The organism is Fibrobacter sp. UWH6 (assembly GCF_900142465.1).
Taxonomy (GTDB): Bacteria; Fibrobacterota; Fibrobacteria; order Fibrobacterales; family Fibrobacteraceae; genus Fibrobacter.
The window spans coordinates 22073-44994 of the sequence record NZ_FRAX01000009.1; the positions used below are offsets into that span (position 1 = coordinate 22073).

The window sequence follows — 22922 nt, forward strand, 5'->3', positions numbered from 1 at the left end:
AATGTTCGTCGCGACGGAATAAAATGCGCGCAGTAAAAATTCTCATAGACGTTGTGATGTACGGCAGTTTCCTGTACCTTATGAGTTACGGGGCTGTCCATGATTTGCCGCAACACGGCCGAGTGGGAATTTCCCTATTCGTCTTATTTGTGATCCATCATGTTCTGAACCGCTGGTTTTATAAGACTATTTTGAAAGGCCAATGGAACGCACGCCGCATTTTTCTGAACGTCACCGACTGGATTTTATTCGCCTTGATGATCACCATGGCCATCAGCTCCATTTTTATGAGCGGCCTAGCATTTGAATGGTCATCCATCAAAACTACGCAAACCTCGCGACAACTTCATTTGGCAAGTTGCAGCTGGGGCTTTATGGTGATGCTCGTTCACCTGGGAATTCATTTAGAAGGCGTTCTGAAAAAGTTGGAGAACCGTTGCAACACATGGCAACGAGTTTTATTTTTTGTCGCCTACATCGCAGCCATTGCAGCAGGTATTTACTGCTTTAAAGAAGCCCAACTTTACGTTTATATGTTCGTTACCGGCGGCTGGAAACTTGCAGCTAGCAGCACAACGGCCGCCGTACTTCAACTACTCGGAATCTCCGCTGGTGTATGCGCGCTGATGCGTGTAGTGAAAAGTACTTTTGTAAAATCTCCTTAGGCCCCTTGCCCGTTTTGTAGCATCTACCTACATTACTGTCCGACGCGTTTCTCTATCGAATGGAGAAGTGCGTCTTTTTTTATTCTAAGTTTTCAGAATTGAGAAGACGCCTCTAGCAAGAATAATTAGAAACAAGAGGTGCCGTATGACGAATGTTCAAAAAGGTTGTGTCAATATATGGATAGATGAGGTAGTCCCTTGTCTTAAGGATTCTGAAACGGGCGAGATAAAAGAAACATTTGTATTCAGGGTCGAAAGCAAGGCTTGCATTAAGACATTTACCGAGAAGAATGGGTGGGGAATCGATTGGGAGACAATCCCCAAAGACGTCAAAATCTACGCTCTAGTTTTAAAGGATGATAATCAGATTCAAGGTCTTGTCGGAATCAAGAAAGACGATGTTATGAAGGCAGCTTACCTGCATTGGGCTTGTACCGCTCCATGGAACAACAAGCATGTTCTTGGTACGCAGAAGTATAGCGGCGTCGGAGGTCATTTATTTGCAATAGCGGTGGACGGATGAAAAGCTACGTAATACCGCGACAAATGAAGGTGAAAAACCGAATCTATTTGTTTTGGATATTATGCTTCCCGGTGAAGATGGTCTGAGCATCCTAAAGAGATTGCGTGCACAGTCTTTCACCAGTCAGGTTCCTGTAATGATGCTGACTGCGAAGGGTACGGAGCTGGATAAGGTGAAGGGGCTGGATTTGGGGGCTGACGATTACTTGACAATCGCCATATTGTTTCTGTAGAGGGCCATACTCGCGATTTGACGTTTAAGGAATACGAACTTTTAAAGTTGCTAATGCAACGCCCAGGCATTGTTTTTAGCCGCCAAGAAATTATGGAACGTGTGTGGGGTGTTGATTTCACACTGGAAACCCGCACGGTGGATATGCATGTAAAAACCTTGCGCCAGAAACTTGGTGAAAAAAATGATATCATCAAGACCATTCGAAACGTGGGCTATAAGGCGGAGGTTTAAAATGCAAGTACGAATCCGAATGAGTTTGATTTATGTGGGCGTACTCGCTACCATTTTTGCTGTTTATTTTTCTGTCCAAGTCTTTGAAGAGACCATGGAAGAACAGCTTCAAAATTCTTTACGCCAAAATGCCCATTTGATTGAAGCCGCGTATAACCAGACTCCTACGAAGGAATTGAAAAAGTTCACGACGGATTCATTACGCATCACGTTGATTTCCAAAGAAGGGAATGTTCTATTTGAAAGTGATCGGGAATCCAGTAAGATGGAAAATCATCTGCGTCGACCCGAGGTGATTTCCGCGTTTGAAACTGGCTCCGGAAAGGGAATGCGTCATTCGGTGACTTTGGATGCGAACATCTATTATTATGCCTTGAAACTTTCTGATGGAAATATATTGCGCCTTGGTATGCGTCAGGCTAATATCCAGCGGGCGATTTCCAGGACCACTCCTTATTTACTTGGACTGATTGGCGTTATCATTGTTGTTTCTATACTCATCACGGTGGGACTCAGCAGAGCCTTCGTGCGGCCTATTAAGAAACTTTCTGAAAAATTGGATGATGCGGAAATTCTTGATGATGATTGCTTGTATAAAGAAATCGCTCCTTTTGTAAAGACCATTCGGAATAAAAATCGCGAGCTAGCCATTACCATTGAAAAGCTTCACGATGAGGAGCAGAAAACAGCCCGTCTAAAAGATGAGTTTACTGCCAATGCTGCTCATGAATTAAAAACTCCGCTTACGACAATTTCGGGCTATGCGGAAATGCTGGAAACCGGAATCGCCAAGCCGGAAGATACTGTTCGTTTTGCGGGTAAAATTCATAGCGAAGCAAAACGCATGCTTTCCATCACCAACGACATCATGACCCTTTCCAAATTGGATAAGCCTGGTGAACGTACAATCAATCTCAATGAATCTGTGGATTTGTGGAGTGTGGCCGATAACTGCATTAGTGTCCTTGCGCTTAATGCCAATAAAAAGAATATCATGCTTTCGTTGCAAGGCGACGCAGATTCAGAAATTAAAGGCAATGGAAACTTGATTTTTGAATTGATCTACAATCTGGTGGATAATGCCATCCGTTACACCAATGAAAACGGCAAGGTGGATGTGATCGTTTCCAAGAATTCCGTTTCTGTTATGGACAATGGTATAGGCATTCCTGAAGAATGCAAGAACCGTGTTTTTGAACGTTTCTTCCGTGTGGACAAAAGCCACTCCCGCGAAACTGGCGGAACGGGCCTCGGCCTTGCCATCGTAAAGCATGTGGCCGAAGTTCATCACGCAAAAATAGAGATGAAATCTATTGTTGGCGTGGGAACGGAAATCAAGGTTGAATTTTAGAACTACGAGAAAATTCCGTGCATAAACTGATGACAGGTGTCGTAAACGTCCCTGTCATTTAGTTTTATAAGGCCGCTGAAATAGGCCTGGATGCTGGCGTTGATGATGCCGAGGAATGTGTAGGCGTAACGCTGATGGCGACCCTTCATGTTGCCGTGATCTTTGCTTGCGGCAAGGAAAAGTTCTGAGAGCGCAGTCCACTGTTTTTCACAGAGGGGGAGGACTTCGTCGTGGATGTCACCTTCGGTAGGGGTGTTGCTCATGCACAAGAACCAGGCGTAAAATTCCGGGTCCTTCTTGGCGAATTCAAAATAGACGCGGGCAACGGATTCCAAGGTCTTGACCACATCGTGATTGTAATCGGCGGCGGTCTCGAAATCCTTCCAGAAAATTTCCAGATGGGTACTGAGGAGGGCGTTCAGAAGGCCCCGCTTGTTTCCGAAGTAATGGTACAGCGTGGGCTTGCCTACACCTGCGGCGTCGGCGATTTTTTGCACGCCGGTAGCATCGTAGCCTTCCTTGCGGAAAAGGATCAGAGCCTGCTGTAATAAAACTTCTTTTGTGGTCATGATTCAAATATACTTTTTATGTACCGCTAGGTACAAGGATGCGGCCCCACTTGGGCGGAATTATGACGGTAATTTTGCCGTTGCTGATTTTGATGAAATCGTTGGAAAGAAGGTCTCGCAGATTTTTCAAGGAATTCATTTTAGGTGTGCGCGTAAAATGTCTGCGCAAGTCAATTTCAAATTGAACGGGTGCGTCCTGGAGATTTATAAGAACAAGGGCATCACCATTTTGGTGTGTTCGCCAGAAGGCCAATTGTTGGGAGTGAACGAATTCCTGTTGATAGCCGCCATCGCGCAAGGCGTCGCAATCCAAGCGGATGCCTGCCAGGTGACGGATTTCGGAAAGTAGATTTTCTTTGTCCGTAGAGTTTGCAGGTAGAACGGCCGCAGACTTTGGGTAATTATCGAAACGAATGCGGCCCTGCTCGATGTGCATAGAGGGACGCAAATTCCAGTCGTCGCAACCGCCCTTAATTGCTTCCAAACCAAATTCCTCGCCGTAATAAATAGTGGGCACTCCCGGCATGGTATAGAACAGCAGATGCTGAACGAAATTGTCCTGCTTATTTTTCAGCTGGCTGTAAATGCGGTTGGTGTCATGATTCTCGTTAAAAAGCTGGAGTCTCGCGCCCTTGCAGGTTCCGCTCTTGTCATCAAAAAATTGATTCAAGTTGTAGGCCAGTTCAAACATGTTCCCGTCATTCAGGGAACTCCAGCAGGATTTATAGGTCTGATAGTTGGTCACGGAGTTTAGGCCCGCTTCAAGCCAACGCCTGGGATCTCCGAAAACCACTTCTCCCATCATCCAGAAATCCGCACGCTTTTGGTGGCAGGCGGTTGCAAGATGTCGCAGAAAATCTAAATCCATATCCTCCGCGGCGTCAATACGGATTCCGTCAATGCCAAATTCATCCATCCAGTATTCTGCACAATGAATCAGTTCTCGCTCCACTTCGGGATTCCGCAGGTTGAACGCTGGCAGTTCCTGAAAGCCGGCCCAGCAATCCACTGTAAAGGAGTCTCCGCAAAGGTTGGGCGTATTGAATCGCGGATTGCGATACCAGCCCGCATAAGGGGAATTCTGCCCCTTTTCCCGAAGGTCCCTGTAGGCGAAATGATGTCTGGAGGAATGGTTCCACACGGCATCGAAAAACACATGGAATCCGGCATTATGAAAGTCGCGGACCATCTGCTTCAAGTCCTCGTTATTTCCTAGGCGGGGGTCCAGCTGGTACATGTCTGTCACGTCGTAACCGTGGGTCTCGCTTTTAAAAACGGGACCCAGCAAGATGGAATCAGCCCGCAAGCTTTGCAAGTGAGGAATAAGGCTAGTGAGCACGCGGATGTTTCGGTAGGGCACGTGATTCGTGCTTGCGTTGGAAATGACGCCATCGGCGACATTACGTAATGCTCCCAGCGGGAAAACGTGATAAATGTGATTCGGCCTCATGGGAACCTCCCTAAAAATTACATATACCGTTCGGTATATTACAAATATAGTATACCGATTGGTATATTTGCAAGAGGAGAGTGAAAATTTCCGAAAAAGAGACTTCGAAATAGGAAAATGCAGTGGGCGTATAAAAAAAGGAACGCTTTCGCGCCCCTTCTTATCTCTCTCATTTTTTGTTCTACTTATCAGCAATCTCAGAGCTGATGGACATTAGCGGGTTCAGCGGATCCGTGTCAATCAAGTCAAGGTGCTTCACCATGTGGAGGGTGCCTTGCTTGTACTTCTGGAAATGTTCCGAAGCGATGTGCTTTTTGTAGGCATCCTGGCTAGCGTAGATTTCAAGAATGTAGAGAGCGTTCTTGTCGCGCTTGAGACCCATGGGGTACATGCAGATAACGCCCGGTTCCGTACGCATGCTGGTGGCTCCGACTTCAAGAGCCATGGCCATGTACTGGTCGTGATATTCCGGGTGAATCTCAATGTAGGACAGGCGAACGATGCGGTCGCTTTCAAAGGGCTGTTTTTTCACTTGACTAGTCTTTGCCATAGCCATTCCTGAAGCTAAAAGAAGTACGAAGAAAAATAGAAGTTTTTTCATATTCTCAAAATTCCTTTTTCAACCAGTCGGCGATTTTGGTTTCGCGGCTAGAGAAATCAGCAGCCTTTATAGAAAGGCTTGCGGTGAAGTTATTGCCAGGAAGCAAGCGCCTGGCGTCGGCTTCTACGCCGCTGATTCCGCTGGAATGGCTGCTAACAATGAGTCCCACTTTTTTATTTGCAAGTTCCTTGCTGTTCTTGAAAAGATAGGTCTGCATGGGGGCGGCCATTTGGCTCCACCAGAGAGGCGCAACGATGATCACTTCGCTATAATTTGCGAAGCTTACTTCGGTGCTGACGGTAATGGCGGGGTAGCTGCTTTCTGCATCTGGATTCTTGTTGATAGCCTCAATGAGAGCATCGCCAATGGCGTAATTGTTGGCTGCGAAATCTGCCTTTTCCACAGGAGAAATTTCCACCACGTCGGCAGAAATCATTCCTGTCAAGGTTTCTACGATAGCCTTGCTGTTCCCGGTGAAGGAGTAATAAGCGACAAGCATTTTTTCAGAGGCTGCAGAGTCAACGGCAGGTACGTCTGCTTCTGTAGAATCTGCGATGTTCCCGCTAGAAGAACTTGTGGCATTCTCGACTTCGCTGGAACTGCTTTCCGCAGTTTCTGTTGCAGAAGATTCCACGAAGCTCTCACTTGAACCCGCAACATCATCCTTTGCATTAGAGCTTGAGTCGTCGCCGCAGGCGTTCAGAAAGAACACCACCGTCGCACTCAACAAGAACAGCAATTTTTTCATGCCACCCTCAATTACGGAAGCTTGTTGTACACTTCGTCAACTACAGGTTCCAACCATTCGTTGCTGGCGTTTTCGCCAACGTGGGTGTGGTAAGTCAAGTGCTGGAACCAGGAATCCTTGGCAGCACCGTGCCAATGTTTTTTGCCTTCGGGAATGGCCACCACAGTACCCGGCGTCATTTCAAGAGGTTCCTTGCCTTCTTCCACATACCAGCCGCGGCCAGAAACGGCGATCAAGACCTGCACCTGGTTGTGATGCACGTGCCAGTTGTTGCGGCAGCCCGGTTCAAAAGTCACGTTGGTAGGGCCGCCATTTTCGGCGCTCATGGGAGCCAGATAGCTCTTGCCGATAAAGTACTTTGCGTAATTTACGTTAGGCACGCCGCGGGGCCACGGGGAATCTCCGCCGTACATGCCAGGAATCAACTTGGCGTCCTGCAAAGTCATGGTAATGCTTTCCACCTGCTGATCCGTAAGGCCAGCCTTCTTTGCGCCAGCCTTATGTGCTGCCAGCTGGGGGTGAACGCCGTCCATGCCGCTGAGGGCTGCAACAGTCACCAGTTCGCGTTCCGAAATGGTCAAGTTGTCGCGGGCGAAAATGTCGCCGAACAAATGTGCCTTCAGGTAGTAATCCGTTGCAGGAGCGAAAGTATTGTTCACCTTGCCGAACAACTTCGTCTGAACTTCGGTACCGGCCTTCAGGGAGTTGTAATTCTTGGGCAGGGGAGAAGCGTCCTTGCCTTCGGCGGTTTTCTTGCCGGCGGCCTTGCGTTCATCCAGAACCTTCTGCAAAGTTCCGAGGGCGTTCAGGGAGCGCGGGAAACCGGTGTAGGCATAAAGCTGGGAAAGGGCTTCCTTCACCTGGCTTACGGTGAGGCCGTCGTCCAGACCCTTGTCGATGGCCTTGCTGAGTTTTGCCAAGTCGCCCTTGGCTTCCAGGCAGGCGATAATGGCCATGTCCTGTTGCTGAACGGTAAGAACGTTTTTCATAATCTGTGCGTTTGTGGTGGTGGCGAATGCGGCAGAAATTGCGACCGCCGCGCCCATGGATTTTACGAAAGTTTTAAAGAATGCAGTTTTCATAGTTATGAATTTACCAAAAGACTAGTTTTAATTCACTACCCAAAACAAATGGATTTCTACCAAAAACGCAGATTTTATATATGAAAATCTGTAAAATTCTACCATTTTGTAACTTTTTATGCGGTAATTATAGTGCGTTCTTGTACAGAGCCTGTTTGAAACGTGAATAAAAAAGCGACGGTTATTCATTTCACGCTTTCTAAAAGTTGTTCCCTTGAGATTGCACTCAGTACAGAAAATGCGGTTAGCTTGCTGCCTAAATCGCGGATGCTTGCGCCTACATGGTAAATTGTATTATCGACAATGATGAACCTATCGTGGACATCACGCATGTTGCGAAGTTCAACGGTCGGGAACTGCCGATTCAGCCTGGCCGCTTCATCGTTCATGGTTCTATTAATGCGAGCCGAATACACGAAAACTTTAACACCTTCGGCCTTCTTTGCAACTAAAGAAAGAGTAACATCATCGGCATACGGATCGATAATGACGATTTCTTCTTTTGCGGAACGCACCAACTGCGCCGCAAATTCATACCCGCTCCACCAGGATTTTGCATTTAAGATTCCCTCACTCGGCGGCAAGTTCGCCTTGACAAAGAAATCGACCTGTTTTTCAAGGGACGAAAGCCTGGAATCATGATTTTCCAGCTTGTTTTCATGTGAAATCAACCGCTGATTTACGGAGCCGCCTTTAAGCAAATATTCCTTGAGAACCTGGTTTGCCCAGCGACGGAATTCTATACCTTTTAAGGTATTAACTCTAAAACCTACGGAAATAATCATGTCAAGATTGTATAAAGCAACTTTTCTGAGGACATTTCTATTGCCCTCCTTCTGAACTAGTTCCAAAATGGAACTAGTTGACTTTTCCTCTAGTTCATGACTCTCAAAAATATTCTTGATATGTTTCGTAATCGCTTGACGCTGAACATCAAATAATTCTGCCATCTGAGCCTGCGTAAGCCAAACGGTTTCATTCTCTACGCGAACTTCAATGTGAAATTCGCCGCCCTCCGGCTGATATACAATGATTTCGTTCTTTTCGCCATTATTGGCAGAAACTGCTTTATCCATTTTTCCTCCAGTCGCTACAGGCTTGAAAAAGCGACAGTTTAATCAGTGTTCTTTTGTTCACTACTAAATTTATACAAAAGTTTGGGCGGTGTCAAGGCGGGGCGCGAAAAAATTTCACTTTGCAAACTATAGGCGACAGGGGACTATGTTTTGGGCGTTGCCCTGGCAGGCCGGCCCTCTTGCGCTATCGACTCGCGATGCGAGTCGTTCGTTCAGCCTCGCGCGACCTGCGACTGCACAAGGCAACCGCCGCGCGAGTCCGACCCCATGCGGGCGGCGGGGCCTAACGCATTCATTTCACGCTTTCTAAAAGTTGTTCCTTTGCGATTGCACTCAGCACGGAAAATGCGGTTAGCTTGTTGCCCACATCGCAGGAGGCAAAGCCACATTGAGGGCTCAGCTTCAGACGTTCCAAAGGAATGTACTTGGTCGCTTCCTTAATGCGGGCGATAACCGTCGCCTTGTCTTCCAGCTTGGGGGACTTGGAAGTAATCAAGCCAAGAACCACAACCTTGTCGGCGCTTACCTTTGACAAGGGCTCAAAACCACCGGAGCGTTCGTCATCGTATTCCAGATAAAGCGTGTTCACATTTTCACGGGCGAAAACGTAATCCGCCACGGAATCGTAGGGGCCGCTGGTGAAATAGGTGGAGTGATAGTTGCCACGACAAATGTGGGTATTGATCTGCAAGTCCGCAGGTTTGCCTTCGATGGCCAGGTTGTTCACATGAAGCAGCTGATTTTTCACCACGTCAAGGCTCAAGCCCAGGGACTTATAGCGCTGTGCGGCGGCATCGCCAACGATTGCACCCCAGGTACAGTCATCGAACTGGATAGTTCTGCAGCCAGCGTCATAAAGCTGACGGATTACGCCGCGGTAGGCGTAGGCAATATCTTCAATCAGTTCATCGTTTGTGGCGTAGAACTTGCGGGTCGTTTCGATGTTCTGGGGAACGATAAGCTGCTGGAAAAGTTGAGCAGGAGCAGGAATGGTCTGCTTGGCTTCATGACCGTCACTTTCAAGAGACTTCACAAATTTGCGGGGCGCAGAAAACTGCCCACCACATCAAAATGGTGCGTATTTGACATCGTATTTTTCCTTTTCATGTTGTCGCAGGGCTAAAGGAGAGCACTAGGCGCAAACCTTCGCCGCCACGCTGTCATCAAAGACAGTATTCAACTAAGAGTTATTTCTTAGATGCCGCCAAATATAGATGGAATCTATCGCTTTGTCCAATACTTAATTTTTAGAGTTTGCGATAGTTTTTTGCTATACGCCTTTATGAAAGAATCGATTCCACTTGATTTCAAAGGATCTTTTCTTTTGCAGGTGTATGACGAAGGTGACGCCAAAGACCATCAGCAAAATCGCCAAGAAGCATACCATAAAGTTGTAGAAGAATATGTGTATGTAATGGTCAAACAAACCGTCGCTCGGAGTCTTGAAACAAAGAATCAGGGACTGCACGGAGCGATAGGCGTACATACCGGGAATCATGGGAAGTAGCGCCGGGAACGCCAAGGATTCGCAGGGGCACTTCCAGACTTTTCGCAAAAGGACTGCAAACGTCCCGATGGAAAAACCCGCCACGAGACTCGCCCATATAATGTGAAAGCCGCAAAGGTTCATCAACACAAATCGGGTGACGTGGCCAATGGCCGCCACAAGGCCGCAACCTGCGAAAATCCGTTTAGGCACATTGCTGATGCTTCCAAATCCGACGGCTGCAATGGAAGCGAAAAATCCGTCTTGAAGTAATGTCAGTAACATATTAGAAGAAATGAAGGTTGGTGAGAACAAGGCCTACGCAAAAACCTAGCGATAGGCAGATAGTTAGAATGGCGCCCTTAAAAAACTGGCTGATGCAACCCAGGAACATTCCATTCAGCAAATTGCTAAGCGAATTAATATACGGGATTCCCGGAACCAGGTAAAGGATGCTTGTAGCGAGAGCCACATTAGGTGTTTCTCCAATCTGAAAAACATAGCCGCTGGTGCCAATGACCGTAGAAATGGTAGCCGCCAAAATCGTACCCATTCTAAAATCCAGTTTGAACCGCGAGCACAAAGTTCTTCGCAAGTAAAATCCGCAGGCAGTCGCTGTAGCCACAATGGCCATGGAAATAAAGTCCCCGTTGAACAGCCTGCAGAACGAAGCGTTGGCAAGGCTCGCCAGCACAAGAACAAAATTTGGATGCAGCCTTTTTACCACAAGAATCTTCTGGAACTTTTCATAGAAAATTTCGGGAGAATAATTTTCTGTCACCGTTTCCTTGGCAAGATGATTCAGCAAAATAATCCTGTCAAAGTCAAGGGGATTCTCCTTGATCTTCTGGTTGATGGTATAAGTTTTCTGTCGTTTATCATCTACAGCGCAAAGGAGAATATGCTGCGGCAAGCCAGTCACTTCGGCATGAATTCCAAAGTGGGTCGAAAGGTACGCCACGCTGGACAAAACCTGCATACTGGTCGCACCGCAAGCAGCCAGCGTCGCCGCAAACTCCGCAATCATTTTGCAAACAATGAATTCCTGATTCTCCTGTTGTTCAAGAATTTCAGAAAGCGGCGAGGCGCTCGTCCCCATCCCTTTCTTCGTGATAAATGCTTCATAAATAATCAGGAAAAGTACGATTGCAAAACATGCGCCTATAAGAACGGTTGCATTTCCAGAGGAAACGCTAGTGATGTCAATATCAATTCCCATGGAAATGCCCTCAACAAAAACTAGTCTTCGATGCAGCGGACAGACGCAGCAATATCCTTGTTGAAGTGTTCCACGGTAATGATGCCGTTATCACTGATGTTCAGCATATAGGCGCGAACCGCATCGTACTCGTCATCAATCCAAATGCGAGCCGACTTGTCGCGATCCACATAGTTGTCTTCATGGTAACGGAAGCCTGCATTAACCACATTCAGCTTTGCAAATTCACCGGACGCAATCAGAGATTCATACTCAGCTTTTGTAGGAACATGCCAGCCAAGAGGACAAGCCTTCTTTGCGGCAGCCCAAGTATAAAGGCGACCATAGTCAAAACACATCTTGAAATCATCGCCATAGCAGTAGCTGAAATCCGTGTAGAAATTGGCATTCTGTGCAAACCACTTTTTCCCATTCGCATTCACGACTTTATAGACATTCTCGCTACATTTCAAGGATGTTTGATCATCGCTGAATTTGCATTTATGGAAGTCTTCGCAGGCGGTAAGGACGAAGGTTGCGGTAATTGCCAAGAAGGGAAGAATTTTCATCATTGTGAACTCCTATGTTTTTTTGTTCGGGCCACAATGTAGAATCCCAAAGTTTTTTTGACTAATACTTTATATTTCTGAAAATTATATGTTTTTTTAATACAATCAATTTTTATGATTGATAAATCACGAAAGATGAATATTTGCACTAAGCACTACAATTTCACACCGGGAAAGCACACTCATAGATAAAATGTATTGGTACATACCCCCTAGGGGTATGTATATTTACAGTATGAAAAAAGAAAAATGTTGCTGTTCCTGCAAGAAAAAGGAACGAGAAAATTCCGAAATCAAGAGCCTCATGACCCGTCTGAACCGCATTGAGGGGCAGGTCAAGGGCATTCGAAACATGATTGAAAATGACGCCTACTGCACCGACGTTCTGGTACAGGTGTCCGCCGTCAACGCTGCGTTAAACGCATTTAGCAAGACTTTGCTAGCAAACCATATCAAGACCTGCGTTGCAAATGATATCCGAGCTGGCAAGGACGAGGTCATCGACGACCTGTTGAACACGCTTCAGAAAATGATGAAATAGGTCGGGCAAGCAATGCAAAAATTCAATGTTACAGGAATGAGTTGCGCCGCCTGCGTGGCCCGTGTCGAAAAGGCAGTGAACAGCGTAGAGGGCGTAGAAAATTGCGCCGTCAGTCTATTGACGAATTCCATGAACGTGGAAGGTACCGCCGACTCCGCAGCCATTATCCGCGCCGTAGAAAAAGCAGGTTACAAGGCAAACGTGCAAAAAAGCGCAGGCGAGCCATCGAGCGAGAACGCCACAGGGATTGCGAACGATACAGGGAACGCAGCCGGAACCGCCGACGCCCTGGAAAGTGTAGCCACCGCAGAAATCAACATTTTGAAACGTCGCCTGATTGCCTCCCTTATTTTCTTACTGCCGTTGCTTTACTTCAGCATGGGCCACATGATGTTTGGCTGGCCCCTGCCCGATTGGTTCATGTCTCCCGACAAGAATCACGTAGCCATGGGTTTGGTGCAACTGATTTTAGCAGGCATCATCCTTGTCATAAACCAGAAATTTTTCATCAATGGTTTCAGGGGATTGCTTCACCGCGCACCCAACATGGACTCCCTGGTGGCACTCGGTGCAGGAGCCTCATACCTTTATAGCATCGCCGTTATTTTCGCCATGAGCCGCGCCCAAGTCGTCGGCGGGGTTTCCGCTGCAGAAACCTGGATGGACAACTACTACTTTGAAGGTGCCGCAACCATCGTCACCCTCATTACCGTAGGCAAGTTACTGGAAGCAATCTCCAAGGGCAAGACAACCAACGCCTTGAAGAGCCTAATGAAACTGGCCCCGCAGCAGGCAACGATTGAAGAAGACGGCGTAGAAAAAATCGTCCCCATCGAAAAAGTTCAGGTGGGATCCATTTTCATTGTGAAGCCCGGCGAAAATATTCCTGTAGACGGCATGGTCTTGGAAGGTTCTTCTGCCGTTAACGAATCCGCATTAACCGGCGAAAGCCTGCCTATCGACAAGAACATCGGCGACACCGTTACTTCGGCCACATTGAATCAGTCTGGTTATTTGAAGTGCCGCGCCACCCGCGTCGGGAAGGACACGACCCTTTCCCAAATTATTCAGCTGGTCAGCGATGCCGCTGCAACAAAGGCTCCCATTTCAAAAATTGCAGATCGCGTTGCAGGCATTTTTGTTCCGACGGTCATTGGAATCGCCATTGTCACTTTCGCCGTATGGTTTTTCGTCGGCGCAGAAATCGGGTTTTCTCTAGCCCGTGCCATTACGGTGCTTGTCATTAGCTGCCCCTGCGCCTTGGGCCTTGCCACCCCAGTGGCCATTATGGTAGGCAACGGTGTGGGCGCCAAGCATGGCATTCTTTTCAAGACTTCCGCCGCACTTGAAAATACAGGCAGGACTCAAATTGTTGCGTTGGATAAAACCGGTACCATTACTAAAGGCGAACCCAAGGTAACCGACATCATCGTCGCCGACAATGTTTCCAGAAGCGATTTAATGAACATCGCCAAGTGCATTGAAAGCAAGAGCGAACATCCGTTGGCAAAGGCGATTTTGAATTACGAAGGCGGCGAATTGAGCAGCGCAGCCTCCGACACGACTTCCAGCGCAAATCTTGTGATTGAAAATTTTGAGGCGTTGCCTGGAAACGGTTTGCTGGGAACGATAAACGGCCAGCAAGTTTTTGCAGGAAGCTTGAAGTTCATCGCAAGCGCAGTGAATGTATCCAGTGCCATGACTACCGCAGCCCACAAGCTGGCAGAATCTGGTAAGACTCCCCTGCTATTCGCCAAGGGCAATTCTCTGCTGGGGATAATCGCCGTCGCAGACACCTTGAAGGATGGCAGCAAGCAGGCCATTGCGGAACTGAAAAGCATGGGCGTTCATGTGGTGATGCTCACCGGCGATAACGAACGTACAGCAAACGCCATCGCAAAAGAAGCAGGCGTAGATGAAGTTGTCGCAGGGGTTCTTCCCGACGGAAAGGAAGCCATCATCCAGAAACTGCAAGAACATGGCCACGTCACCATGGTTGGTGACGGCATCAACGATGCCCCGGCCCTGACCCGGGCAGACGTAGGTATGGCCATCGGGGCAGGGGCCGACGTGGCCATTGACGCCGCCGACGTAGTTCTCGTCAAGAGCAATCTTCTGGACGTTCCCGCAGCCATCCGCCTGAGCCGTGCCTCCATCAGGAACATTCACGAAAATCTCTTCTGGGCATTCATCTACAACGTCATCGGAATCCCTCTGGCGGCAGGCTGCTACTACAAGCTTTTCGGATGGAGCCTGAACGCAACATTTGCCGCCCTCGCCATGAGCCTTTCCAGTTTCTGCGTGGTCACCAACGCATTGCGTTTGAATTTCGCAAACATCGGCAGTTCCCATAGGGACAAAAAGCTGAAGAAATCCATTTCAGGAAAAATTATCAAAGTCAACGACGAACCTTCTGCAGAACTAGAAACCGCAGACACCCCCGAAACCAACGTGCTCCCCGAAGCATCAAAACCAGAGGACACTCCCATGACCAAAACATTCACCGTCGAAGGCATGATGTGCAGCCATTGCGAAGCCGCCGTAAAAAAGGCGCTGGAAGCAATCCCCGGCGTAGACACCGCCAAGGCCAATCACAAGACAAACTCCGTAGAAGTCACCTTTTCCGAAAAGGTTCCTGTCGAAACTATTAAGAAAGTTATAACCACCGCGGGCTACGAATTCAAGAATTAACGCAAAAAATTTATTGATTCTACTTTGTGATAATTCCCGAAGCTACAATTCCCTGACCGGCGTACAGCACCAGAATCTGTCCGGGAGCAGAAGCGAACTGCGGCTCGTCAAAATGAACGCTAATTGTTCCGGCGTTCACATCCAGCGATGTAATTCGAGCCAAAGAACCCTTGTGGCCCAAGCGGATATGAGCGGTCAAAGGTTGCTGCAACAACGGAGAATCTTCGTCCACCATCAGGTTCAATTCTTCGGCATTTACGTCCACGCAGTTCATAACACTACGGGGACCAAGAATCACCTGGTTCTTTTTCACATCGATACTTACAACAAAGTAAGGTTCAGGAAGACCACCAATATTCAAGCCCTTGCGCTGACCGATGGTATAATGAATGATACCCTTGTGTTGGCCAAGAACCTTACCGTTCATGTCCACAAAGTCACCAGGCTTGTTGTCGGATTCATCAAAGAGAACTGTGTAGTCACCGCATTCCAAAAAATCCTGGCTTTCTTTCTTGGTGGCAAAATCCACCCAGCCGATTTCTGCAGCCAAAGCCTTCACGTCGGTCTTCTTCATTCCACCCAGAGGGAAGATCACGGTAGACAGCTGTTCTGCTGTCAAGCGGGAAAGGAAGTAGGTCTGATCCTTGGAATCGTCCAAGGCAGCATAAAGGAAAGGTTCCTTGGGATTCTTGAATTCTATGCGGGCATAGTGACCGGTAGCGAAATAATCGAATTCCACACCCATGCGGCGGGTAGCTGAATGCAAGGCGCCAAATTTAATATTCTGATTGCAGCGGACGCAAGGATTGGGGGTACGACCAGCACGGTACTCCGCACGGAAATAATCCAAAACCTGACGTTTGTATTCTTCAGTCACAGAAACAGTATAATGCGGTATGCCAAGGCGTTCTGCCACAGTCTTCGCCTGGGCGATATTTTCATCTTCACCAGGACCAAAGCAACCTTCACGACCTTCCACATGGGGCATGTTCTTGATAGAGCCATCCCACGTGGCCATGGTTACGCCAATGACTTCGTAGCCCTGTTTTTTCAGAAGATAAGCAGAAAGAGCAGAGTCAACACCACCGGAAAGGCCTACGGCCACACGTTTCTTAGAGGATTCCATATTCACACCTAAAATACAGATTCTTAATTACAAACATTCAATAAAAACGCCAGAAAGTTTGTTGAGCTTTCTGACGTCTTCTCACTCTGAAATTTTTATAAAGTGCATTGGGCAAGGTTCACTGGGCAGCAAATGAGACCACGCAGCCCCGCAACACTTTTTTAATTTTCGAAAATTTTTCGCGATCTAATTCGGCGAACTTATTCAGCGAACAGTGCGGTAGAAAGGTAGCGGTCGCCGGTATCCGGGAGCAGGGCCACGATGGTCTTGCCCTTGTTTTCCGGACGCTTTGCCAGTTCCTTGGCAGCCCAGAGAGCGGCACCAGAAGAAATGCCCACCAGCACGCCTTCCTTGTGGCCGATTTCGCGACCAGCTTCGAATGCGGCTTCGTTTTCTACTGCGATGATTTCGTCGTAGACCTTGGTGTTCAAGGTGTCAGGAACGAAACCTGCGCCAATGCCCTGGATCTTGTGAGCGCCAGCAACACCCTTGGAAAGTACCGGAGAGGAAGCGGGTTCCACAGCAACAACCTTCACGTTGGGGTTCTGGGACTTCAGATATTCGCCAACGCCCGTGACGGTACCACCGGTACCCACACCGGCAACAAAGATATCCACCTTACCGTCGGTGTCTTCCCAGATTTCCGGGCCGGTAGTGGCGCGGTGAGTAGCCGGGTTTGCGGGATTCACGAACTGGCCAGGAATAAAACTGTTGGGAATTTCTGCAGCCAGTTCGTTGGCACGGGCGATAGCACCCTTCATGCCCTTGGCCCCTTCGGTAAGAACAAGTTCTGCACCGTAGGCCTTGATAATCTGGCGGCGTTCAACGCTCATGGTTTCGGGCATCACGATGATGATGCGGTAGCCGCGGGCTGCAGCAACGGAAGCAAGGCCAATGCCAGTGTTACCGGAGGTCGGTTCGATAATCACTGCACCGGGTTTCAGCTTGCCGGACTTTTCGGCGTCATCCAGAATACCCTTGGCGATACGGTCCTTCACGGAACCTGCGGGGTTAAAATATTCAAGCTTTGCCAGAACCTTCGCACCGAGATTGTTAGCGGCTTCGATGTGAGTAAGTTCCAGAAGAGGAGTGTGACCAATCAGCTGATCTGCAGAAGTATAAATTTTTGACATGTTTTTTCTCCAAAAAAAGTTTTGAGGGCGGCGCTTCGCGCCTTTCAGGTTTGAGGTCGTTCGCTTCGCTCACTTTGAGGTATGCCAATTACATTCTAATTGCTAACAATGCCTCTAGGTGCGTAAGCACCGACCTGACACCTCAAAGCGAAGCGACCTCACACCCGTTATTAAACTGCGGCCAATGCCTGTTCCAAGTCGGCGATGATGTCATCGATGTGTTCGGTACCGATGGAGAGGCGGATGGTGGACGGAGTGATATTCTGTTCCTTGAATTCTTCTTCGTTCAGTTCGGAATGAGTGGTGGTGTACGGATGAATCACCAGGCTCTTCACGTCGGCAACGTTTGCCAAGAGGCTAAAGATCTTCAGGCTATCAATGAACTTCCAGGCTTCGGCCTGACCGCCCTTGATTTCGAAAGTAAAGATGGAGGCGCCACCCTTGGGGAAATACTTCTTGAAGTTTTCGTGGTCCGGATGAGACGGCAGGCTCGGGTGGCTAACGGAAGCAACCTTGGGGTGCTTGGAAAGGAATTCCACAACCTTCTTGGTGTTTTCAACGTGGCGTTCGATACGCAGGGACAAAGTTTCAGTACCCTGGATGAGAGCCCATGCAGCAAACGGGGAAATTGCAGCGCCCTGGTCGCGGAGGAGGATTGCGCGGATGTAGGTCACGAATGCGGCACCCGGAACTGCATCGGCAAAGCTTACACCGTGGTAGCTAACGTTGGGGTTAGCGATGGTGGGGAACTTGCCGGACTTCCAGTTGGTCTTGCCAGATTCAATGATGATACCGCCGAGAGTTGTACCATGACCGCCGATGAACTTGGTAGCGGAATGAACAACTACGTCTGCGCCGTGTTCAATGGGGCGGAACAGGAACGGAGTACCGAAGGTGTTGTCAACGATAACAGCGAGGCCGTGCTTGTGGCCAAGTTCGATAAGAGCGTCGATATCGGAAACGTCAGAGTTGGGGTTGCCGAGAGTTTCCAGGTAAAGGATCTTAGTGTTTTCCTTGATGGCGGCTTCAACTTCAGCGAGGTTGTGAGTGTCAACGAAAGAAGTGCTTACGCCGAAAGGTGCCAAGGTGTGCTTCAGCAAGTTGTAGGAGCCACCGTAAATGGTCTTCTGGGCAACCACGTGATCGCCAGCCTGAGCGAGAGCTTCAATGGCATAAGTAATGGCAGCGGCGCCAGATGCAACGGCGAGGGCAGCGGAACCACCTTCCAGGGCAGCGATACGCTGTTCAAAAACGCCCTGGGTGGAGTTTGTCAAGCGACCGTAAATGTTACCGGCATCGCGAAGGCCGAAACGGTCAGCGGCATGCTGGGAGTTGTGGAAAACGTAAGAGGTGGTTGCGTAAATAGGAACTGCGCGAGAATCGGTTGCGGGGTCTGCGGATTCCTGGCCAACGTGAAGCTGAAGAGTTTCAAAATGAAGATTCTGAGACATGTTTTAATTCCTTATGAGGTGTGAGGTTTTGAGGTCGCTTCGCTTTGAGGTATGAGGTTTTGCGAAGTCACCTCTTTTTGCGTTTCTCTCTTGCGTCATCCTCGACCTGATCGAGGATCTAGCATTTTGTGTTTTTGTGAGCATTTCGCTCGGGCTTTGGTTTAATGCGTTAGCCTCGCATTCGGAATCCGGCTCGACATCGCCGGTCATTTCTCAGGTAAGTTTTAAAATCCATTTTTTATTTCTCCGTACAAAATTTTTCGGCCTATTTCCTACCATTTTTGTAGGTCTTTCAAACCAACGGCTATAATGTAAAACCTTTTCCCTACAATTCCAATAGGTTTAGTAGGAAAATTACCAACTTTTTTCATAAAATTCGCTTTTCTATAGAAAATTCCTATAACAAAGCTGCAATTTTTATAATAACAACAGATAACGGGGGCTCAAATAACATTTTTTCAGCACAAAACTTATATTTCAACCTGTATTTTAGGAGGACAACACCATGTTCAAGAAAATTTCTGCGCTTTCCGCAGTAGGATTCGCCTTTTTCGCCATGAGCGGCTGCTCCGACGATAACAGCACCGCTCCCGAAAACCCATCCGGCAATACCGTAGTCTCCTGTACCGCCAAGAAGACCTCTAGCAACACCGTGGAAATGGTCCTAAACATTCCAGGAATTTCTTCAGGCACCATCACCACAACCATCGACGGCGACAAAGCCATCCAGGAAATTTACAGCATCTACAGTTCAAGCGTCCCCGAATCCGTCTTCCAAAAAGAATGTGAAGAAAACAAGCGGGAAGCCGAGGAAGAACACGACAACGCCACGGTCACCTGCAAAGACAGAACCCTTAAAATTACAAGCGAAGAAGACGCTGAAGGCATCACCATAGACAGGCTCCTCGAAAGCAGCAAAAAAGAATGCGCCAACTTCGAAAACATGTACAAAGACAAGGTCTTTGACTTCGATGAAGATGACGACGATGACGACGACAATAGCCCGATTTTCACCGATCCTTCCACTCCCAGCGATAACGACGGCAATCCCATCGCAAGCAACGGTCCCGTCGGCTGCATGGTCTTAAACGATGTGGAAAACGAATTCCATGTCAGAGCAGAGGCCCGCGATTCCATAACCATCGAGACGACCGACCGCTTCTCAAACGATTCCATTTACTCAACGAATATTTTCACCTTTGGGCCAAAAGTTTCCCAAAGCGAAATAGACTACTATTGCGAAGACTACAGGACGGTAGAAATCTATGATTCTAACGCCAGAGTCTCTTGCGACGGCAACACCATTACCTTTTCCTACATCGAAACCGATCCCTACTCCAACTTTAAGCAATCAAAGGATGATGCAATCGCCGAATGCAACCTGATTCAGCAAAAGGGATCCTTCAATACAGAAGACACCGGCGACACTCCGCTCCTTGGGGACGACAATTCCGACAACAGCAAAGGCAAGGCCACTTGCAAAATCAGCAAGAATTCCGACACCGAATTTGAAATGACTGTCTCCGACGCAGACACCGCCACTATGTCCATTTCCGTGGCATACATCGATGGCATCCTGGAAGAAAGCACCACCACGGTATTCAATGAAAACCTGCCCCAGAGTTTCATCGATCAGGAATGTGCTGAAGCCAAGGAAGACGCCCTTAATGACGAAGTCGGATCCATCGTCACCTGCGAAGGAAATACCGTTTCCGGAAGTTTCAAGATGGAATACCCAATGAATCCGATCTACGTTATAAAAAGCGAACTTGTTGCGATGTGCAACGACATCCAGGAAACCGGAATCATCCCCGACGACAAATTATAACGACTCATGTTCTACACCCATTTTATCCGCATCTCCCTCGCTACAGCAAGCCTTGTGGCTTGTACGACCGATAACTCCGCTAGCCAGCCGACTTACGATTCCAGCAACGACTACATACCGGACTTATCCCAAAACTCATGTAAGATCGAAACAATCGGTGATTCCAAAATTTCTATAACCGAAGTCTATCAGGGATCAGTGTACAGTTCCATCGTTTACGACGTCACTCCCTCTGCAGTACTCATAACGCAGGACATTTACATTACACCGCTCGCCACCAACAGCCAGTTCCAGGATTACTGCGACGAGTTTGCGGAATCCGGAGATTACGACACATTCACCTGCTCCGGCCGACACCTTTCATACGAGTACAAATACGAAGTAACGTCATCCGTAAACTTGATCCGGACCAATCTTGAAAAAAACTGCGAAACGTTCTACAAGGATAATCCCGTTATCGAACCAAACGAGCCTGTAGAATTCCCCACCAACAAAAATTCCTGCTTCATCACAAGAAACACCGATACCGATTTCAAGATGGAAGCAAACATCATTGGCATACAAAAAAACACGACTACCATAAAGTATGACGGTGAAACAATTCAGTTAATCCAAACCATACAATTCGATCCGGCCACACCAGCCGACACAATCAGTTCCGTTTGCGAAGAAAATATGGAAATCGGCAGTACAGACGATTACGACGTCACCTGCGGCGAAGACTTTGTACGTATTTACTACAGTGCAACAGTATCAACCACCACCAAAGACGAAATTGTCAATTCATACCTGAACGACTGCAAGGAATTTGACCGATTAGGGTATGCCGCATCCGCCATGCTCTATAGCTCCACCAAACAAAATTTGAGGTAGCAACATGCTAAAAAAAATTATTCCCATTTCAGCCATGGCTCTGTTGGTCATCACAGGTTGTTCATCAGATAGCAGTTCAAGTTCTAACGGTTCCGGTGAAAAAATTGGCTGCTCCGTCAAACAGACCTCCGAAAATTCCATGGTCATGACGTTCTTCGTATCGAACGCCTTTACAGCGAACATCACGACCACATTGAACGGAGACAAGGCAAACATAGAATACGTCACCGAATATTCCAGCTGGGTTCCCATGGAGGAAATCGCCAACATATGCAACGAAAACCAGCAGGAAGCCAACGAAAACCCCGGTGAATCTACAGTCATCTGTTCAGGACGTAACATCACAATTAAAGCTGTAGAAGACGCCGGTAGAAACTCCTTAGAAGATTTGATTCTTGACGCCAAGGGGGAATGCGAATCTTTCTACAAGGAGTATAGCGAGGCCTCCACCCCAGAAGATGACGAAGAAGACGGCGACAAAAACGAAGATAAAAATGAGTCCGGGAGCAGCGAACAAAACAGTTCCGGCAATTCCTCGACGAATCCAGCCGACAACGACAAAGGTCCCCTATTCCCTTCTTCACAAAACAACAAGCCCAGTTGCAACGTAGCCTCGATGGCCGATTCCTCCTTCGGCATCGACATATATGGCCCCATGGGATTCTCCTCCCAGCATATGGAATTTGCCGGTGATACCGCAATCATAACCATACTTATAAACTATGACTATTCCGTATCACAGGAACACATCGGCACAACCTGTACCGAACTGAGCGCAGACCCCAACGCAATTGAATACGAATCAAACTGCAATGGTAACCTCATTGTCGCACAAGGCAGCTATCCCCGTAACGAGTTCAGTTCCCGAGAGGAACTGATCGCCGAAATGCGAGAAATCTGCAATGAAATAGACCGTACAGAAACAGTCCCCGAATACTTTTTCTAACAAGGCATCTTGATTAAAATAGAACAGCCTGCTCCTCAAAAGAGCAGGCTTATTTATTAGTCTTATTTGTTTGCGGCTTTGCTTTTTGGTTACAGCCCACAACTCCAGACCTTGTCATCGGGAACCTTTCCATCGGTTCCTTCGACGCCCCTGACAAACTGGTCCAGCTTTACACTTTCAAGATAGCCGCGGATCATGGAATCCAGCTCCTTCCACACAGGAAGCGTCACGCAGAAATCCGCACGGTCGCAAGAATTTATCTCGTCATCCAGGCAGGCCACAGGCGCCACCGAGGTTTCGGTCTTGGAAAGGATATCCCAGACGCTACATTCCGCAGGATTACATTTCAGCTTATACCCGCCACCCTTTCCGCGGGCGCCTTCCAGAAGTTTTCCACGGACCAAGGTTCCCAAAATTCCTTCCAGGTACTTCTCGGAAATTTGCTGTCGGGAAGAAAGTTCCTGCAGTTTCACATAATTTTCGCGGCCATTCCTGGCCAAGTCAATCATGACTCGAAGAGCGTAGCGACCTTTTGTAGAAATCCTCATAA

Annotated in this window: 21 protein-coding genes and 2 pseudogenes; 9 read left to right on the plus strand and 14 right to left on the minus strand. The window is 48.0% G+C overall.

The window, feature by feature from the left end; translation table 11 throughout:
- Positions 1 to 23: 23 nt before the first annotated feature.
- From BUB73_RS08980 to BUB73_RS09000, 4 genes and pseudogenes are all read left to right on the plus strand, one after another.
- Entirely contained in the window at positions 24 to 665 is a 642-nt protein-coding gene (locus BUB73_RS08980; RefSeq protein ID WP_073237093.1) for a DUF4405 domain-containing protein, read from the plus strand.
- Between the two features lie 145 nt (positions 666 to 810).
- The gene (locus tag BUB73_RS08985; protein ID WP_073237096.1) at positions 811 to 1188 is read left to right on the plus strand and encodes a hypothetical protein; all 378 of its coding nucleotides are present in this window, start codon (positions 811 to 813) and stop codon (positions 1186 to 1188) included.
- Positions 1189 to 1213: 25 nt separating this feature from the next.
- Positions 1214 to 1653 (plus strand): annotated as a pseudogene (locus tag BUB73_RS17980) (response regulator transcription factor); the annotation flags it as partial.
- Position 1654: 1 nt separating this feature from the next.
- The gene (locus BUB73_RS09000; protein WP_073285158.1) at positions 1655 to 3004 is read left to right on the plus strand and encodes a sensor histidine kinase; all 1350 of its coding nucleotides are present in this window, start codon (positions 1655 to 1657) and stop codon (positions 3002 to 3004) included.
- A 2-nt stretch (positions 3005 to 3006) separates the two neighbouring features.
- Here BUB73_RS09000 and BUB73_RS09005 read toward each other — a convergent pair whose 3' ends face one another.
- The 10 genes and pseudogenes from BUB73_RS09005 to BUB73_RS09050 all read right to left on the minus strand — a co-directional run bounded on the left by BUB73_RS09005 (position 3007) and on the right by BUB73_RS09050 (position 11786).
- Positions 3007 to 3573, minus strand: coding sequence for a TetR/AcrR family transcriptional regulator (locus BUB73_RS09005; protein ID WP_083539715.1), 567 nt, complete (start codon positions 3571 to 3573; stop codon positions 3007 to 3009).
- Positions 3574 to 3589: 16 nt separating this feature from the next.
- Positions 3590 to 5023 carry an alpha-amylase family glycosyl hydrolase gene (locus BUB73_RS09010; protein ID WP_073285164.1) on the minus strand — a complete coding sequence of 478 codons (1434 nt, stop codon included), beginning with the start codon at positions 5021 to 5023 and terminating at the stop codon, positions 3590 to 3592.
- 181 nt (positions 5024 to 5204) lie between these two features.
- Positions 5205 to 5573, minus strand: coding sequence for a putative quinol monooxygenase (locus BUB73_RS09015; protein WP_073285167.1), 369 nt, complete (start codon positions 5571 to 5573; stop codon positions 5205 to 5207).
- A 55-nt stretch (positions 5574 to 5628) separates the two neighbouring features.
- Positions 5629 to 6372 carry a flavodoxin gene (locus tag BUB73_RS09020; protein WP_073285170.1) on the minus strand — a complete coding sequence of 248 codons (744 nt, stop codon included), beginning with the start codon at positions 6370 to 6372 and terminating at the stop codon, positions 5629 to 5631.
- A gap of 11 nt (positions 6373 to 6383) precedes the next feature.
- Entirely contained in the window at positions 6384 to 7454 is a 1071-nt protein-coding gene (locus tag BUB73_RS09025; RefSeq protein WP_083539717.1) for a carboxymuconolactone decarboxylase family protein, read from the minus strand.
- Positions 7455 to 7639: 185 nt separating this feature from the next.
- A complete protein-coding gene (gene rhuM / locus BUB73_RS09030) occupies positions 7640 to 8530 on the minus strand; it encodes a RhuM family protein (protein ID WP_073285173.1) in 891 nt (296 codons plus the stop codon).
- A gap of 292 nt (positions 8531 to 8822) precedes the next feature.
- Positions 8823 to 9569, minus strand: a pseudogene (locus BUB73_RS09035) (5-methyltetrahydropteroyltriglutamate--homocysteine methyltransferase); the annotation flags it as partial.
- Between the two features lie 231 nt (positions 9570 to 9800).
- Positions 9801 to 10301, minus strand: a complete 501-nt coding sequence (locus BUB73_RS09040) for a threonine/serine exporter family protein (RefSeq protein ID WP_073158942.1) — start codon at positions 10299 to 10301, stop codon at positions 9801 to 9803.
- 1 nt (position 10302) lies between these two features.
- On the minus strand, positions 10303 to 11235 hold the full coding sequence (locus tag BUB73_RS09045; RefSeq protein WP_073158944.1) for a threonine/serine exporter family protein: 933 nt from the start codon (positions 11233 to 11235) through the stop codon (positions 10303 to 10305).
- Between the two features lie 20 nt (positions 11236 to 11255).
- The gene (locus tag BUB73_RS09050; RefSeq protein WP_083539719.1) at positions 11256 to 11786 is read right to left on the minus strand and encodes an FISUMP domain-containing protein; all 531 of its coding nucleotides are present in this window, start codon (positions 11784 to 11786) and stop codon (positions 11256 to 11258) included.
- A 232-nt stretch (positions 11787 to 12018) separates the two neighbouring features.
- On the opposite strand from BUB73_RS09050, the gene BUB73_RS09055 reads away from it, so the two are divergent.
- Both BUB73_RS09055 and BUB73_RS09060 read left to right on the plus strand, forming a co-directional pair.
- The gene (locus BUB73_RS09055) at positions 12019 to 12324 is read left to right on the plus strand and encodes a metal-sensing transcriptional repressor (protein WP_073159185.1); all 306 of its coding nucleotides are present in this window, start codon (positions 12019 to 12021) and stop codon (positions 12322 to 12324) included.
- A gap of 12 nt (positions 12325 to 12336) precedes the next feature.
- The gene (locus tag BUB73_RS09060; protein ID WP_073285175.1) at positions 12337 to 15015 is read left to right on the plus strand and encodes a heavy metal translocating P-type ATPase; all 2679 of its coding nucleotides are present in this window, start codon (positions 12337 to 12339) and stop codon (positions 15013 to 15015) included.
- A gap of 19 nt (positions 15016 to 15034) precedes the next feature.
- Here BUB73_RS09060 and mnmA read toward each other — a convergent pair whose 3' ends face one another.
- From mnmA to BUB73_RS09075, 3 genes are all read right to left on the minus strand, one after another.
- Entirely contained in the window at positions 15035 to 16141 is a 1107-nt protein-coding gene (mnmA, locus tag BUB73_RS09065; RefSeq protein ID WP_073285178.1) for a tRNA 2-thiouridine(34) synthase MnmA, read from the minus strand.
- Between the two features lie 200 nt (positions 16142 to 16341).
- Positions 16342 to 17274 (minus strand): cysteine synthase A, encoded by a 933-nt coding sequence (gene cysK, locus BUB73_RS09070; RefSeq protein ID WP_073158950.1) that lies wholly within the window; start codon positions 17272 to 17274, stop codon positions 16342 to 16344.
- 170 nt (positions 17275 to 17444) lie between these two features.
- The gene (locus BUB73_RS09075; protein ID WP_073235891.1) at positions 17445 to 18725 is read right to left on the minus strand and encodes an O-acetylhomoserine aminocarboxypropyltransferase/cysteine synthase family protein; all 1281 of its coding nucleotides are present in this window, start codon (positions 18723 to 18725) and stop codon (positions 17445 to 17447) included.
- A gap of 505 nt (positions 18726 to 19230) precedes the next feature.
- Between BUB73_RS09075 and BUB73_RS09080 the strand changes: the two genes are divergently transcribed.
- The 3 genes from BUB73_RS09080 to BUB73_RS09090 are packed head-to-tail and all read left to right on the plus strand — an operon-like array spanning position 19231 to position 22372.
- Positions 19231 to 20553 (plus strand): hypothetical protein, encoded by a 1323-nt coding sequence (locus BUB73_RS09080; RefSeq protein WP_073285180.1) that lies wholly within the window; start codon positions 19231 to 19233, stop codon positions 20551 to 20553.
- 6 nt (positions 20554 to 20559) lie between these two features.
- A complete protein-coding gene (locus BUB73_RS09085; RefSeq protein WP_073285183.1) occupies positions 20560 to 21426 on the plus strand; it encodes a hypothetical protein in 867 nt (288 codons plus the stop codon).
- 4 nt (positions 21427 to 21430) lie between these two features.
- A complete protein-coding gene (locus BUB73_RS09090; RefSeq protein WP_073285185.1) occupies positions 21431 to 22372 on the plus strand; it encodes a hypothetical protein in 942 nt (313 codons plus the stop codon).
- An 89-nt stretch (positions 22373 to 22461) separates the two neighbouring features.
- Here the strand turns inward: BUB73_RS09090 and BUB73_RS09095 are convergent, their stop codons facing one another.
- Entirely contained in the window at positions 22462 to 22920 is a 459-nt protein-coding gene (locus BUB73_RS09095) for an RrF2 family transcriptional regulator (RefSeq protein ID WP_073158960.1), read from the minus strand.
- Between the last annotated feature and the right edge of the window lie 2 nt (positions 22921 to 22922).

Excerpts from the sequence above, each read along its gene's own strand:
- BUB73_RS08980 (WP_073237093.1), top strand. The coding sequence starts at position 24 with ATGCGCGCAGTAAAAATTCTCATAGACGTTGTGATGTACGGCAGTTTC.
- BUB73_RS08985 (WP_073237096.1), top strand. The coding sequence starts at position 811 with ATGACGAATGTTCAAAAAGGTTGTGTCAATATATGGATAGATGAGGTA.
- BUB73_RS09000 (WP_073285158.1), top strand. The coding sequence starts at position 1,655 with ATGCAAGTACGAATCCGAATGAGTTTGATTTATGTGGGCGTACTCGCT.
- BUB73_RS09005 (WP_083539715.1), bottom strand. The coding sequence starts at position 3,573 with ATGACCACAAAAGAAGTTTTATTACAGCAGGCTCTGATCCTTTTCCGC.
- BUB73_RS09010 (WP_073285164.1), bottom strand. The coding sequence starts at position 5,023 with ATGAGGCCGAATCACATTTATCACGTTTTCCCGCTGGGAGCATTACGT.
- BUB73_RS09015 (WP_073285167.1), bottom strand. The coding sequence starts at position 5,573 with ATGGCAAAGACTAGTCAAGTGAAAAAACAGCCCTTTGAAAGCGACCGC.
- BUB73_RS09020 (WP_073285170.1), bottom strand. The coding sequence starts at position 6,372 with ATGAAAAAATTGCTGTTCTTGTTGAGTGCGACGGTGGTGTTCTTTCTG.
- BUB73_RS09025 (WP_083539717.1), bottom strand. The coding sequence starts at position 7,454 with ATGAAAACTGCATTCTTTAAAACTTTCGTAAAATCCATGGGCGCGGCG.
- rhuM (WP_073285173.1), bottom strand. The coding sequence starts at position 8,530 with ATGGATAAAGCAGTTTCTGCCAATAATGGCGAAAAGAACGAAATCATT.
- BUB73_RS09040 (WP_073158942.1), bottom strand. The coding sequence starts at position 10,301 with ATGTTACTGACATTACTTCAAGACGGATTTTTCGCTTCCATTGCAGCC.
- BUB73_RS09045 (WP_073158944.1), bottom strand. The coding sequence starts at position 11,235 with ATGGGAATTGATATTGACATCACTAGCGTTTCCTCTGGAAATGCAACC.
- BUB73_RS09050 (WP_083539719.1), bottom strand. The coding sequence starts at position 11,786 with ATGATGAAAATTCTTCCCTTCTTGGCAATTACCGCAACCTTCGTCCTT.
- BUB73_RS09055 (WP_073159185.1), top strand. The coding sequence starts at position 12,019 with ATGAAAAAAGAAAAATGTTGCTGTTCCTGCAAGAAAAAGGAACGAGAA.
- BUB73_RS09060 (WP_073285175.1), top strand. The coding sequence starts at position 12,337 with ATGCAAAAATTCAATGTTACAGGAATGAGTTGCGCCGCCTGCGTGGCC.
- mnmA (WP_073285178.1), bottom strand. The coding sequence starts at position 16,141 with ATGGAATCCTCTAAGAAACGTGTGGCCGTAGGCCTTTCCGGTGGTGTT.
- cysK (WP_073158950.1), bottom strand. The coding sequence starts at position 17,274 with ATGTCAAAAATTTATACTTCTGCAGATCAGCTGATTGGTCACACTCCT.
- BUB73_RS09075 (WP_073235891.1), bottom strand. The coding sequence starts at position 18,725 with ATGTCTCAGAATCTTCATTTTGAAACTCTTCAGCTTCACGTTGGCCAG.
- BUB73_RS09080 (WP_073285180.1), top strand. The coding sequence starts at position 19,231 with ATGTTCAAGAAAATTTCTGCGCTTTCCGCAGTAGGATTCGCCTTTTTC.
- BUB73_RS09085 (WP_073285183.1), top strand. The coding sequence starts at position 20,560 with ATGTTCTACACCCATTTTATCCGCATCTCCCTCGCTACAGCAAGCCTT.
- BUB73_RS09090 (WP_073285185.1), top strand. The coding sequence starts at position 21,431 with ATGCTAAAAAAAATTATTCCCATTTCAGCCATGGCTCTGTTGGTCATC.
- BUB73_RS09095 (WP_073158960.1), bottom strand. The coding sequence starts at position 22,920 with ATGAGGATTTCTACAAAAGGTCGCTACGCTCTTCGAGTCATGATTGAC.